The 14498-nt window shown below is 49.0% G+C and carries 9 protein-coding genes; all 9 read right to left on the bottom strand.

Translation table 11 applies throughout. From position 1 onward, the window contains the following. Positions 1 to 52: 52 nt before the first annotated feature. Genes BLR32_RS26940 through BLR32_RS26900 form a run of 9 tightly spaced genes read right to left on the bottom strand, consistent with a single transcriptional unit; the run spans position 53 to position 14497 of the window. Positions 53 to 1405: an ATP-binding protein gene (locus BLR32_RS26940; protein ID WP_089836489.1), complete on the bottom strand. Its 1353-nt coding sequence runs from the start codon at positions 1403 to 1405 to the stop codon at positions 53 to 55. After that, positions 1390 to 3927, bottom strand: a complete 2538-nt coding sequence (locus BLR32_RS26935; protein ID WP_089836487.1) for a contractile injection system tape measure protein — start codon at positions 3925 to 3927, stop codon at positions 1390 to 1392. The genes BLR32_RS26940 and BLR32_RS26935 overlap by 16 nt, the downstream gene beginning before the upstream one ends. Beyond that, positions 3928 to 6684 carry a hypothetical protein gene (locus tag BLR32_RS26930; protein WP_089836484.1) on the bottom strand — a complete coding sequence of 919 codons (2757 nt, stop codon included), beginning with the start codon at positions 6682 to 6684 and terminating at the stop codon, positions 3928 to 3930. A gap of 9 nt (positions 6685 to 6693) precedes the next feature. Next, the gene (locus tag BLR32_RS26925) at positions 6694 to 7479 is read right to left on the bottom strand and encodes a hypothetical protein (protein ID WP_089836482.1); all 786 of its coding nucleotides are present in this window, start codon (positions 7477 to 7479) and stop codon (positions 6694 to 6696) included. Positions 7480 to 7485: 6 nt separating this feature from the next. Beyond that, entirely contained in the window at positions 7486 to 11247 is a 3762-nt protein-coding gene (locus tag BLR32_RS26920) for a hypothetical protein (RefSeq protein WP_089836480.1), read from the bottom strand. A 12-nt stretch (positions 11248 to 11259) separates the two neighbouring features. Beyond that, positions 11260 to 11688 (bottom strand): GPW/gp25 family protein, encoded by a 429-nt coding sequence (locus BLR32_RS26915; RefSeq protein ID WP_089836478.1) that lies wholly within the window; start codon positions 11686 to 11688, stop codon positions 11260 to 11262. An 11-nt stretch (positions 11689 to 11699) separates the two neighbouring features. Further along, entirely contained in the window at positions 11700 to 12002 is a 303-nt protein-coding gene (locus BLR32_RS26910; protein ID WP_089836476.1) for a PAAR domain-containing protein, read from the bottom strand. Between the two features lie 12 nt (positions 12003 to 12014). Then, the gene (gene vgrG, locus BLR32_RS26905; RefSeq protein ID WP_089836474.1) at positions 12015 to 13829 is read right to left on the bottom strand and encodes a type VI secretion system tip protein VgrG; all 1815 of its coding nucleotides are present in this window, start codon (positions 13827 to 13829) and stop codon (positions 12015 to 12017) included. Further along, positions 13829 to 14497, bottom strand: a complete 669-nt coding sequence (locus BLR32_RS26900) for a CIS tube protein (protein ID WP_089836472.1) — start codon at positions 14495 to 14497, stop codon at positions 13829 to 13831. The genes vgrG and BLR32_RS26900 overlap by 1 nt, the downstream gene beginning before the upstream one ends. Position 14498 lies beyond the last annotated feature (1 nt).

The raw sequence follows: 14498 nt of genomic DNA, 5'->3' as shown, positions 1-14498 counted from the left end.
AAAAGGGTCCTTATTTTTTTGTAGAAAAAATTTCCCAGGAAGTGTAGTCACCCTAAAAATTCAGCGTCTTCCCTTCCTTATTAAACTCCTTACGAATCCCCGTCAGTATATCTTTGAGTAAAATAGTCTTACTATTCTTACTCAGCGCCGCCAGACAACTATACTGCACGACATTGATAATCGCGCCACCCGCCAGTTCGTACTTCTTCGCAATGTCTTCCAGGCTCACATTGGCATCCAGCTGCACCTGTGAGGGAAAGGACTGCTGCCAGATACGTTGCCGTTGTGCAGGTCCCGGTACAGGGAAATAGATCATAGACTGGAACCTTCTGCCGAAAGCTTCATCAATATTCGCCTTGAGGTTGGTAGCAAGCACGACCAGTCCCGGGAAATCTTCTATTCGTTGTAAGAGATACGCTACCTCCTGGTTGGCGTAACGGTCATGCGAAGAGTTGGTAGCACTACGCTTGCCGAATAAAGCGTCTGCTTCATCAAAGAAGAGTATCCAGTTCTTATTCGCTGCCTGGTCAAATACGCCGGCCAGGTTCTTCTCTGTTTCACCGATATATTTGGATACCACCATAGAAAGGTCTATACGGTATACATCCAGGTGGAATGTCTTTCCCAGCAGACAGGCGGTAAATGATTTACCCGTTCCCGGAGGTCCATAGAAAAGGGCCCTGTAACCAGGTTTAATCCTGTTTTCCATCTGCCATTCCTTCATCAGTGTGGGACCATGTTCTATCCAGGTACGGATCTCTTCCACTTCGGCCATGATGTGCTGATCCAGTACCAGGTCTTTCCAGTCCAGGTCTGTCCGGATCTGCTTTGCGGGGAACTGCGTGCTGTAATGCGGTTGATAGGCTGTACCATGTGTGAAGAAGCTCAGGTACTCCGAAGAGATCTGTAACGCGCCACTCATGGAAGGCTCGTCTACATGTGCCGAGACGAGCTTCAGCATATTATGCCGCGCGAAGAAATGACCCGGACTGAATAACTGTAACAACTGAAAACGTTGCTGCAGGTCATTGGCTGCCAGCAGGAATGCTGCTGTTTCTCCTGTAGGAAGAAAGCCGCCATGCTGGTTGCCTTTCATACCACCGAATTCAGTGAATCCACGGTCATAGGTACTATTCTTCACGAAGAATACATCCAGCAGCTGCGGTTGTATATGCGGACATAAAGCCAGCAACAACACCAGCCTTTCGGGTATGCTCATGTTGTAGTGACTGACGATCTGTGAATACACCGCATCCTTTACTCCCGGCGGCGGGGGTGGTTCTTCTGCCACATAGGTATGCGCCTGCTCAAAATACTGTTTCATTCTCAGTTGCAGTATCTCATTGAACCATTGCAGGTCCTCATACAAAGCCTTAGCATTCGCCGCAATCAGGTGATTGTCCATTCAGTATATAACATTTTAGGGAGCCAGGCAAATCGCATCATGCCATAACTCCAGGGTAATGTCTGTAAAATAATATCATAGCTGCGTTTCTCTACATAAAGGAACCAGCCTTCTTCCGTGTGCCAGAGCCGCCCTTCCCTTTGCAGGAAAGAGGCCCTGAAACCATCTATGGAGCTGTTATGCATCTTCGGCCATTGCTGGATGGCAGCACCTATCAGTGAACGGGCGAGCTCTTTCTCAGCGTCTGTTAGTACAATATCGGGCAACAACGGTTCTTCCCAGGGCATATTACATATCACCTTATTCAATAACAGCGCATGCTCCTCCTGCTCTGCACCACCGTCTACGAGCAGTTGTAAGAGGCGGACAGCCCGATGCCGGGCCATTTCATTTACAAACTTACCTCCCGATAACAGTTCCAGGCGGGAGAAATAAGTATGGAAGAACGGATGCAGTAATACAAGCCCCGCATTCTTTACGGTCACCGCCTGCTCCGGCGATCCCGCAATTGGCTGCTTTCTGCCAAACAGGCTTTCGTAAGGTCTTTCTTCGGGCACAACAGGTTCAGTTATTTCCTGTTGCCGACGGGCAGGTACCAACGCCTGTTGTTCTTCCGGAGTGGTGACTGCCTGCGTTGTACTTGTTTTTAACATAGCTGCTGTAGCCTGTTGTAACACAGGCACTGCCGCGCGGATCTGTGTAAATGAAGATACCGACCCCATATCAAAACTGACAATCGCCTTCAGCAGTTTATGCATGGTGGTTTCATCATAGCTGCCAATATATCTCGCCAGATGATTAATATAGTCGTCGCTGTTATTGACCTGTATCTTGCCCGACAACCATAAGAGGTTGAAACGGCGGAACAGCAAACGGATACGCTCGCGCTCCAGGTTGTCTGTCAGCAGTGTTTCCATCAAACCCTGCCACTCTTTCAATGCGGTAATGGTATGGTTACCCCACAACAAGGGCAATGCATCACGCATCATATGCCAGAAATCATCCTCTGTTGTGTGTAATGCTACCTGTTGCAATACGGCAACAGGCGCCAATACGTTCCTATAGAATGCTAACCGCTCTGTATGGGAACGCTGCTGGTATTGCAGCCATATCTCTCTGAAGCTATCCCGGTGTTGGATGAAGGTATGCGGTAATGCCTGCTGCAGGAATTGCAGGGCATCCTGTTCGACATATACCTGCAGTTGTTTACGGATGTTCTCTTCCAGCGGTGTGACCGGTCTGTCAAATAAACGATGTACTTCCAGCCTGGCCTGGAGCTTGTGTACCGGATGCTCCCACATGGACGCCAGCACTAAAGGACGTTTCCTGAACAACAGGATCACTGCCTGTTTCAGGAGCACATCCTGTCGACCAGTTTGTAACCTACTGAACCAGATTGGCAAAGGCTGGCCCGTAATAAACGCGCGGAACAACACAACCGCCTGTTCCCATACCTCTTCCCGGTCTTCCTTATTGATGATCGTATCATAGTTGATCCACAACAAAGGCAGGGGCAGATCTGTATGTATCCCTCCCGGCAATGGCAGTAAACGGGGGGCGACTACATTCTCGTAGGCATCATGTGGCATCACGACCAGCGACTGCCCGCCTTGTGAATGCAGGCCCGCTGCCTCACTCTCTTCATACAATACCTGTATGAAGGTGACGAAAGAATCGGAAGGGATATATTGGCGATAAGTGTCTATCGCCTTACGGAAAATATATAACAAGTGAAAGTAGTCAACGTTGAAGTGCCGCGCCAGTCTTTCCAGGTTACGGCGGATGAACTGTTTCCTGTTGAACTGACCACTATTGTCAGTCACCAGGTAGGTGAGTACAAACAGCCATACCGCCCGCTCAAATTCACTCTGGGCATTTTGTACCAGTGGCTGCCGGTTATGCAGGGTAATCACCCCGGTAATATAACCGAGAATGAAAGTTGCCTGTGCCTCTTCCAGTGAGGTGATGATCTGCTGCACCACATTCCGCGAAAAATGCCAGGCAATTCTTTTCAGGATATAATCCTGCTGGGCTATGTTGGTGATGAAGGATGCAAAACGGGCAGGATTGTCTGCTATCAGTGTCAGCAACATCGTTTCCAGTTCTCCTCCCTCTTCCGGAAGTATCCACCAGGGCATGCTGCCGGTACGCAGGTAATGTGCTACAATCGCATAGTAACGGTCTTCCTCCGTATGGAAATGTAATCCACCTTCTCCGGTAGCCTGCTGCTGGTCTACTTTAGCGATACGTTCGCGTAATGCCTTTTCCAGCGCCTCGGGCAACAAGCGGAGAATATCCTGTTCAAAATTGGTGTAAGGTAAAGTGCCCAGGTCTATCTCTAAGGCTGATATCCAGACACTCTCTGCGGGTGATAGTACTCTATCTATCACTGTTTCTGCTGCTGCAGATAAATGGAGGTTGAACAGGCTGCTGAATTTATCCTGTAAAGTCCTGGCATTATCCTTATCGGTATACTGCACATCAAACGTCCACTTGCGGATAATATGTTCGCCCTTGCCCATTTACGGCCGCCTGTTTTTAGTGAGGAATTCAAACAACTTCGCGCGCTGCGGAGGAACAATGCCATTCATATAAAAGTCGGGCAATGCCTTTAACCAGGGATAGTAAATGCTTTCAAACTGTCGCATGTCGGCAATACTCAGCCAGCGGAAATTTAACTTATAATAAACAGGGGTCTGCTCACGGATAAGGTCTTCCGTGAACTTCCTGAACTCTGCATACTGGAACCTGGCCGGCCAGGAAGGCAGTACGATACAGATCGCCGGCCGGTAAAAGTTGTCAGACATCGCAGCGCCATTTCCTGAGTCGACATAATATTCCATCCTGGGATAATCGGCAATGGAACCTGCCGCTATCTGCCGGAGACTAACGGCTATCTCGATCATGTCAGCTTCCAGGGTTGCCGATCCGGTGTATACGTAACAATTCGTCAGTAACTGCTGGTACATGTCCGCTGGCGTGAGTGCTGCCCAGTCAGTCTCTATCAGCAGATTAACCATCTTCTCCCGCTCGTCGAATGTCTGGTAGCTGCGTAGCTCCAGTAACAGTTTCCCACCGCGGCCCAGCAATTTAAAGCCATAGGCTTTTGTTTTCAGCAAGGGTCTTAACAGCGTATGTTCTACAATATAAAAGCCTTCCGATGCTCTGCTGATCTCCTGCAGGTGCCTGATCATACGGTACTGCGCCTGCGTGGCCGACTGCTTGCTGAAATGTTTGGCCACTGCATGCCAGGTGTTCTGGCCGGGAGCTTTATATAAGACGAGGAAATGATTGTTGGAAGGATCTTCCACGATCCTGTAGTGTGCAGGATCCACACCGTGTTTTAACAGGGAAACAGGCTGATGCCCGAAGTAATATTTCTCTGTGCCGATTTCACTATCAGCAATATCATCACTGTACCAGATGGTTTCACCGTTGACATGTATATGTTTAGCCTGTGGCACAGGCTGCCATCCGCTTACCTTCATGTCCACATGATCTTTGTTGAAGACCGCTGTCAACGGCTCCTGCAGGTTACGCTCAATATGCAGGAGCTTATACAACCACTGATGGTAGCCCGAAAAGAGGCCTTCAGTAGCCTGCATGTAGTTGAAGGCCTGCACACGCTCGGACAAGAGCGCCGGCAACTTCTGCAGGATGCTGGCTTTCCAGCGCAGTTCACAATTGATCCTGTTCTTTTCATCCGGCGGCTGATAGGTCATTTCATACAGACTTACCGGGTATCTTGGCACAATCATATTGAAGCGGGCCAATAGGTGGTCGAAGATGCGGACCTTCCTTTGCTGATACAGGTCATCCTGCTCAGTTATCTGCTGCAGGGAACGCACATATTCATTGTCTGCATTCGCTGTAAATGCTTCCCAGCTCTGTTTACCGGAGGTAAAGGCTTTCAGCAGATGTTTCACATGTGGTACATCATACAGCGGCTGCGTAAAGTAAGTATTAGGTGGTACTTTATTGATATCCGGAGAAAACACCGAAGGCAGGTTACCCAGTTGTGCCAGGTAGTTGGCAAGGATCTGTTCAAAGAATAACAGATATGCTTTCAGCTGTTTCGCCTGCGCCCTGCGCTGAGGCGTTTCATGACGGGATACTTCGTCATTTCCCACGCCATAGATGGCAGGGAAAAAATGTTGCAGGGAATAATACTGTTTAGCATCGCGATAAGGCGCTTCCAGTGAATGATCTGCCAGACCTTTCTCCTGTCCTGTATAGTGACGCTTCTTCACTTCTCTGATCTTCTGGTATACATTCCAGAACACAGCATCACGGGAATGCTGTTCAAACTGATCGCTATAAATGCCAATATCGTTGCGGGTATCGGCAATGTCCACATAAGGGTAGTAGCCGGGTTGTACCACTACCGGGCGACTGCTAAAATTCGTTCCATCTGCTGATACATGCAGGTACTTCACCTGCAATACGCCGGTCACCAGTGAAACGGCTTTCACCATCTCCGAAGGATCGATCTGCTGTTTTCTTTCCAGCAGGTCTTCATCCGGCACAAAGCCCCTGGTAAGCTGCGGACCAAGGTAAATGTCTTCAGTAGCATATCCAGCCTCCAGCAGTTCCGCTTCTGACAGGAAACGCACTGATGGATGTACCACCTGCTCGATCGCGTTGCAGATGTATGCCAGTGTCTCCCTCACAGGATAGCGGGGATCCACCATGATAGTGGCCTTGATGGAAATATGCTGCGCCTTCAGTACCGTGATCTCTTCAAAGTTCTCACCCACACTTCTGTACCGCATCAGGCAGTTCCTGACATCTGATATGATCTTTTCGGTGGCCGACTGGCGCACCTCAATCTCGCGTGTCAGCTTATCATTGGGTTGTATAAAGACCCTGTAAGTACCTTTGGAGGCCCCCGGTGTATATTTTGATAAAACAGGTTCTATCCAGATATTCTCCACTTCTTCCAGCTGGTCCAGTATCAGCTTACGATAGTCTGCTACTGTAACCGGCCCGGAGCTGAGTATATCCGCTTTGCTGTAGAACGCATTGTCATTGGCATTGATACGCCCGCTCCTGTCAGCCAGCAACTCATTGACAGGAAAGTCTGTTTTATAGGCCAGATCTGTCAACGCAAAACATAACTGCTCCAGCATGGTAACCCCGGGGTCATGCAGGTTGTAGTCTGTCCAGATATGACCGGACAACTCCTGTACCAGGGTCAGTGCTTCTGCTCTTAGCCTGGAATATTCCAGGGAGGTATCCCGCTCCTTATCCCGGCTGATCTGTAAAGGAATCTTTGCCATAAACAATGCTTAGTGATAATATTCCTCCGGCATGAATGAAGTATCATCCCATAAACGCATGATGCGGTAATAGATGTCTACATCCGGTCCGTAATTACTGTTGGTACGCAATTGCAGGTCATAGTTATGGGCACTGCCTTTCCACCTCAACCGCAGCCGGTTCCAGAAGAAACCATAATGCGCAGTAGTACGGCGTATGCTGCCGCGGGAATTCCCGAATGCAGCCACCGCAATGGCATGGATAATGGCAAAACGGCCTGAATTACGTTTGCCGGTCCTCGCCATGATTTCATATGCGTGACAGTTATCCAGGCCGCTGATGATGGGATGCCACCTGCCATCTGCCGGCACCTTCCCCATCATATAAGTACCCACACGTCCTTCCATGGCGATGAAACCAGCCACCTCCATTTTATAGCAGGGATTGCATTTTTTGCCAACGCCCATATTACCATTCAGGTGGAAATAGAAGTTCTTTTCATCCGTTGGTACCTCCTGGTTGGCAGGAGGCGTAGGCCCCATGCGGAAACCCGGATTCTCCCTTTCATCTTTTTCCATGAGGAAAAAAGGCTCCAGGTCATCATTGGTACGGTAGAAGGAAACGAACCTCTTCGAGGCGCCCAACGCTGCTACCAGCATACCATTCTCCTCGTCTTTCGAGAAACCGTCCTCCTGCTTGTTGATGGTGGAGTCTATCAGATGGGCAAAGTGATGTTCCGTAGGCAGCTTTCCATTCCGGAAATGCTCCTTCAGTTCCTCTCTGCCGTAGATCTTCGTGTTGTTTTTCGTAGCCATAGTCCGTTATTTGGGTTGTATGGTGAGTGAGATAATTTCTCCTTCTGCGTAATGGGAGTCGTCTTCCTCCCGGTAACTGGTCCTTTCATGCTGCCCGATGATCATCTCTTCGCCGGTGATGACATCACTGATGCCTATTGGCTCAGGATCTCGGTACTCCCAGTCGTCCAGCACCCTGATAGAGTGATGTAAGGCCGGTATCAGGATCGCTTCGGATGTGGAAGCCCTCACATAGTCATTGTTGCTGACAGCCGTATCCAGCATACAATGAATAGGATTGCCATCTGCATCTCTTTCTGCAAAGAAATGCACAATAGAAAACCCGGTCACATACGCGATATAAGGCAGCTTCTTGATATAATTCAGGATATCTGCTGTATACAGTATGCCACCCATCTTGACGTCTGTATGGCTGTCGTACAGCCATGGCGTCATATAGTGGCGGATGTCTTCCTGTAGTTTTATCAGGTAATAATTCCTGTCGATACTGCTGGTGCCCTTTACAAAACCCACATCACAGATGATCTTGAGCCTTTCGTACTCAGGATGGTGCATGGTGACCTTTACATAAGGAGGCAGCAGGGCTGTCACAAACTGGTTAATACGATACATGGTCGCAATATCCATCAGTGGTTCTTCACTGTCGTACGTCCCGCCTTCAGGAGGTTTAGGCACGATCACCAGCTGTACATCTGAAGAAGTAATTCCCTTTACGCATTTTACGATCAGTACCTCGGGGAATGCTTCCAGCACCAGCTGTATGAGATCAATACTGGATGTTGGCCGCTTCTTATGACGTAAGCGTTCGCTCACACGCAGGTAATATTCTTCAGTTGTTTCTGCCGGACGGCCACCAAAGGACGGGAACAGCTGCCATACACGCTGAATGCCTCTGACTTCCTGCTGCAATGACTTGATGGACATAGGCGCCAGTGTGGTACCCGCAGCGGTATCTGTCTGATCGCGCACGGCAAGACCGGCGTTTACAAATACCCCTTTTACCATTGGTGTTATCTGCATTTCTTCAGTGGCAGATAATCTTATCCATTGTAGTTGTTTATCCAGCCTGGTATTGCCATAGCAATCCATAGCGGGCGTCCGCATACTGATGATACCACTGCTGATGAATAACTGGGTGGTATCTGTCTGTATCTGATCACTGTTGAACGGCACCCAGCGGTCGTTATAGAGATAGCTCCAGTGTAACTTCGGCGACGATGTCACCGTCGTATACTTATAAAACTTTTCCTCCATCTGGAACAGCAGGGAAATATCCTCCTGAGGCGACATCTGGTCGAAACCCAGGTACAGACTGGCCTTATCGTCAAACGTCGGCAGGAGCGAAAAATCGCCCTGAAAAGCGGAAGGATATGACTGTCTGTGTCCGTAAGGATATAAATGGAATAATTGCAATGCCTGTTCCGTATCGTTGGCCTTCTCCGGTTTCATGATCTCTGCCTGCTCCAACGTATAGTCCACCATGATAGATTTCACCAGTGGCGTGTAGGGGATATTAGGGATAGGCCGTTTCTTACTCCATCTGTTAGCGTTATTGGTTGCCACCTCCGGGAACAGGCGCAGGTAGAGTTTATGGCCAAACGCTTCCTGCGGGGCTGCCAGTTCCAGGCGTACAGCGCCATCGGTATAAAAACCATCTGTTACAAATGGTTCTTTATCCAGTAAAGGTTTATTATGGAAACGGATCTTCTTAATATCAATGTCTTTCAATGTTACAGTGTCGGAAAGGATCAGGCGACCTTCATCGTCACGGTAGGTTTCGAATAAATTCAATAGCTGCTGCTTATTCCTTTCCGGCTGGAATTGACCATCCTCATAAGTACTGATACCTGCTTTGAATGAATCGTTCAGCATACCGGCATCATATGCATCGTAATAGGCATTAAAGCCATTGTCCATATGCGGCAGTTCCAGCCATTCTATTTTGAAGCGGAAATCCTTCGTATAGGTGTTGAATATGTTACTGTCTTTTATATCGAGGAAAGAGCCGACAGCAGGCTGTGCCCCGAATAGCTGAAATGGATTCGCAGGACTGAGCGGTCCTGCGTTATTAAACAACCTTACTGAGCGGTAGCCCTTCACATTGGCGCGAATGGCGATCCTTTCCAGCCATAATAGCGGCAGATATGAGTAAGGATGATGAAAGCTGTTATTGTTCAGCAACAGTTTTACCAGTGGAAGACTGGTCTGGTACTCGCCCTTATGTACCACCGGATTATACAGCGCTGCTGCAGGGGCATTGGCATCGTAGGTCATACTGATCACGATACAATCAGGCCCGCATTCCGGCGGTGCGGCACGGATACTGTGTTTGGCCAGTGTATACCAGCCTTCTGCTGTTGTGTAGGAGATGATCAGGGCCGATGACAAGAGTTCGTTCATCACCAGCTCCTCTTTTTTACCTGTTACTGCAGCAAAGTTCCTGACATAGGCCCGGAGCTTTTCAAAAGAGGAAGCTTCAAAGTATAGTGTAATATCAACGGTACGTCGGCCTTCTGTAAGATAGAACAGCGGGGAAGCTACGATCAGCCCCATATCTGTTTCCTGCATCGTGCGCTGGTCGAGCGGCAGTTCCTGCTGTGCTTCTCCGAGCAAAGGCCAGGGTGCTACAGGTAATGCACCCGGCAAATGATCTGCCGGCGCAGTGACCTTATGAATCGCCGTATATACTTGTTGTTCTATGATGTCTGACTGCTGCGGACTATTAGCCGAGATCTGTTTGTAACTGTTTACATACACCGACTGCAATGCGCGCAATCTTGTCTGACTTCCATTCAGGTCATTTGCGAGTCTGTAAGTAACTGGCGGCGCGCCGTTCTGCTCCACCACCATGGGCGTGCCCTGTCTTATCACAACAGGCATGCTTTGCGGCAGGGTGTCCACGAATATATGCACCTTGTCTGGCACCGCAGGCCGTTGCTGTATTCCCAGCACGTTCCTGTAATAGTAAGACAGGTGCTGGCCGGTAAGACCGTTTATCTTGTCCTGTAAATGACTGTATAATTGCGTGAACGCCATCAGCAATCCAATATGCGGATGATGCTGCATGACGTCTGGTTTCCTTCTCAGGTAAGCCTGTGCGGCGGTTGTAACCTGGTAGTATTTTGAGCGGAGGTTATTATAAATTTCGTTGAGCGACTGATATCCCAGGAAGAGTGGCGCCTCTTCATTTTGTCTGTTGATCAGCCGCGGGAAGAGTATCTGCAACTCTTTTGTAATAGCAGCCGAACGGAAATAACGTACGTTTCTGAAAAGGCCCGCCGCCTCTCTTTCAAACTGCAGCGCATGAAGTACGTCGAGCTCCAGGCTGTCCTGCAACTGCTCTGTATAGATCCAGGTAAGGCCTTGCAGATCGGCCTTATTCAGCTGTTGTAAATGACTGGCCAGTTGTATGGCAATACCGTAAATGAGGTTAAAAAAGTCTGTTAATGGTGGTTGTAATTGTGTATCGTTATCCGCAGCATCGAGTACCTGCGCAATCACTTGCTGCTGTTCCTGCCAGGGGGTAAAGTCCAGGCGTGAAATAGCAATGATCATGATGAGGACATCCGCCTGGATAAAATCTTTCCAGTCGCCCTCAATCTCATGTTGAAAGTTAAAATAGTTGAACTGCGAAGACAGGTTCGACAGGAACAATAACAGGTCCTCCTTGCTGCGTTCATCAATCTTCACATAGGATGGCAACAGCGCTTCCAGTTTACGCTCCGTCTGACTGACGCCATCCCTCATATAATCGAATAATTTATTCATAGCACGTCCACGCTAAGGCAAAAGGTTGGGAGACACGATATTGGTGCCTTCCAGGAAATAGAAGGGGTAAACCATGTTATGCCTTGTGTTGGTTGATATAATCGTATAGTGTATTTGTAAATGAAGGGTACCCTGTACATCGTCACGCAGCAGTACATCGAGATGCTCGAAATTGACTCTCGGCTCGAAATCCAGCAATGCATGTTCAATAAGATCGCTGATCTCTGTGATCATCTCACTGTCTACTTTCTCAAAAACCAGCCTGTGAAGATTGCATCCGAAAGTAGGTTGCATCATTCTCTCTCCGGGTACAGTACCCAGTATGATGCGGATGCTCTCTTCTATGTCAGTAACGGTGTGGCTCATCACCGCACTGCCGCCTGCTTTGTCGAATGCCGGGGGAAATGCCCATCCGGTACCCAGAAAAGAATTAATTGCCATTTATATTGATTTTAACCGCCTATTAATACCGTCGGACATCCAAGCACAATACTGCCACCATGAGCGGTACTGTCGCCCATACGGGCTGCAGGCTTGCCGCCTATCATTACGGTAGCAGAGCCTTTAATGATTGAATCCGGCGGACCTACACATACACACATATCGCCCAGTACTGCTGCCGGCATCTTGCCGATCAGCACTGTCGGCACACCAGGCCCTACAACAGGGCCGCCTACATGTGGTATAGGTGGTATTCCCGGCGTCTGCATAGGACAGGTATGCATATCTGTTAATCTTGCTGCGGGTGCTCCCATTTCGTTGGTGTTTTAATTGATCATTACCATGGCTCCCTTGATCACTGTCTGACCAGAAGCAGATACTTCCGCTGTAGCTGTTCCCTTCGCGGTAAAGCCCATCTGTGCGGTCTGGTTGATGTTCATGCCTTTCAGCTCCATATCCTGCGTAGCCTGCATCGATACTTTACCGGTCGCCTGCAGGTTGATATTGCCTGTTGCTTTCAGCGTGATATCCTTCGGGCTGTTCAGCGTAATACCGCTGTCATCCAGTTTGACGCTGTTGTTGTTCTGATCTTTTATTTCGATGGATTTTCCATCGTCGCTCAGTGTGATCATATTGTTGCCGGGCGTCGTGATCTTGATGATCTTCTTATCATCATCGAAGTTCAGCTGCAGTTTGCTGCGGGTGTACAATGCTTTGATATTGTTCTTCTCGTCAGCCTGCGTGAGCGGTGGCACATTACTTTTGCTGAATAAAGAGCCCAGTACAACAGGAAAACGCGGATCGCTTTCCAGGAATCCTACTACCACTTCATCGCCTACTTCAGGACAAAATACCGAACCGGCAGAAGACGTAGCATAATAGCTGGCCAGTCGTGCCCAGATCCCTTTCTGATCGGCAGCATTTGAAGCAGGCTTTACCTGTATACGGTACTGGGAGGCCGGATCTTCAGAGATCTTCACCACCTTGGCCAGTTGCAGACCATGGATAGCTGGCATCAGGCCATTGGCAGGTGTATAGGAGAACTGCTCCTTTTCAAAAATAGGTTTGTCAGGTGCGCCAAAGCGTACAGTAGTAGTCCACAAGCCTTCCTCCATGGAATGCCGTACCGCTACTATAAAGGCGGTACCATCGAAACGTTGTCCAACGCCTGATAATTCCATCATTTTCCCTGGTTTGGCAAGCGCGCTGCCAATGAAGGAAACAGTGCCTTTCATGGCATTCATACGCAGGCGCAGCAAGGTGCTGTCTGCCCACGACTTCAGGTCTGCCTGTGCCAGCGGAGCACTGGAGATGAGCTTCTGCTGCGTTTGCGACAGCTTTTCTGAGAGTGATTTTGCCGTGAGATTACCGTGTGAATTCAGACCTGGCTCAGTTGCACTTGATGTGATCAGTGCCAGTGTTTGCGGGTCCCAGGCAGCCGCTTCCAGTGTAGGCGGCTGTTTTTCTGCATTCAACTCTGCGTCGAAAGAGATCATGCCATCACCATATCCTACCGCTAGCACTGCTGCTTCAGTGAATTTAGGTTTACCGATGGTGATCGAATCATCATCCAGCACCGTGATATAACCATTATAGGCGGCCCTGGCCAGGACAAAATCCCAGTCAGTAGCAGACTTCTGGAATAACACTTCCAGTTGGGCGCTGGTACTGTCTACCGTAGCAGAAAGACCATAGGTACCCACGATCTTCTGTATGGTATCGCTGTCTGTGGCATCGGAAAACTCCGCCTCTTTCTGGTTCAGCGTCATCTTCACCGCTTCATGTTTACAGGTTACCACCACCTGGAAGAGTTTCGCACCGCTGATGCGCACTGCCTGTTTAACGATCACGCCTTTGAAGACCGATTGTTCGGTATCCTCTCCATAACCAGCTGTGATCGAGATGGTATTACCGGGTACGAGGTCGGCACCTTCACTTGTGGGGAAAGTGCCACCGTCACCACCTTCTCCGATATCCCCGCTGCCTTCTACAAATACGATCTCCGCATAAGAGATCTTATTGATCTCATGCGAAATATTGATGGATACTACACCGAATTTCTCCTGTACGGCATTGCCGTTCGCAGTCACGGTGAACCGGAGCGTAGGATCTGCTATATTAGTAACACTGGGAGCCGACATTACGCTTTCTTTAATGGTGGAAAATACAGTTCATCACCCGGCCTGATCGCATGTATGCTACTCAGTCCGTTGATCCTGGCTACTTCCATGTAATAGGAAGGGTCGCCATAAATGCGGTAAGCCATCATCGGTAACGTATCTCCGGCTTTCACAGTCCGGATATGTGTCATATCGGGCGACTGTGTCTTTGCTTTCTGCTTCTTCGTCTTGAAGTCGAGCGATTTCGCAATCACCAGTTTTAACTCTGCCCTTAAAGTACTCCCATCCGGATTGAACAGTTTGTAATTGGTGGTAATGCTTGTACACACGCCTCTGTACACAAAATCACCCCAGGAGATCTTCAGGAAATTAGGCCTGTGTTTGTCTCCCTGATAGAAAAATATCACGTCGCGCAACTTCTTTATATAACCGTCTACCGTCTGGTTATCTGGTATCGGAATGATACCGGTACCATCTACCAGCAGGTCGAGGTTCAGGTCGGAGTTACCCATTCCTGTAAAGATCATGGTCTGGTCAGCCTTGTTCATTTCCTCCGACGGCTCGTATTCGGCTTTGTAGGTCAGGGAATAAGTACTCGGATTGATCACTGCGCTGATCTTGCTCAGGAGCGTGGCAACGCAGGCTGCATCCGTATAAGCTGCTATCTGTAATTTCTTGATCTCTCCCATA

The organism is Chitinophaga filiformis (genome assembly GCF_900102545.1).
GTDB classification, from domain to species: Bacteria; Bacteroidota; Bacteroidia; order Chitinophagales; family Chitinophagaceae; genus Chitinophaga; species Chitinophaga filiformis.
The sequence above is the reverse complement of the archived record's forward strand: the minus strand, read 5'-3'. Positions and strand labels throughout refer to the sequence as shown.

Coding starts and splice junctions, on each gene's coding strand:
- vgrG (WP_089836474.1), bottom strand. CDS start 13,829: ATGTCGGCTCCCAGTGTTACTAATATAGCAGATCCTACGCTCCGGTTC.
- BLR32_RS26900 (WP_089836472.1), bottom strand. CDS start 14,497: ATGGGAGAGATCAAGAAATTACAGATAGCAGCTTATACGGATGCAGCC.
- BLR32_RS26910 (WP_089836476.1), bottom strand. CDS start 12,002: ATGGGAGCACCCGCAGCAAGATTAACAGATATGCATACCTGTCCTATG.
- BLR32_RS26915 (WP_089836478.1), bottom strand. CDS start 11,688: ATGGCAATTAATTCTTTTCTGGGTACCGGATGGGCATTTCCCCCGGCA.
- BLR32_RS26930 (WP_089836484.1), bottom strand. CDS start 6,684: ATGGCAAAGATTCCTTTACAGATCAGCCGGGATAAGGAGCGGGATACC.
- BLR32_RS26940 (WP_089836489.1), bottom strand. CDS start 1,405: ATGGACAATCACCTGATTGCGGCGAATGCTAAGGCTTTGTATGAGGAC.
- BLR32_RS26925 (WP_089836482.1), bottom strand. CDS start 7,479: ATGGCTACGAAAAACAACACGAAGATCTACGGCAGAGAGGAACTGAAG.
- BLR32_RS26920 (WP_089836480.1), bottom strand. CDS start 11,247: ATGAATAAATTATTCGATTATATGAGGGATGGCGTCAGTCAGACGGAG.
- BLR32_RS26935 (WP_089836487.1), bottom strand. CDS start 3,927: ATGGGCAAGGGCGAACATATTATCCGCAAGTGGACGTTTGATGTGCAG.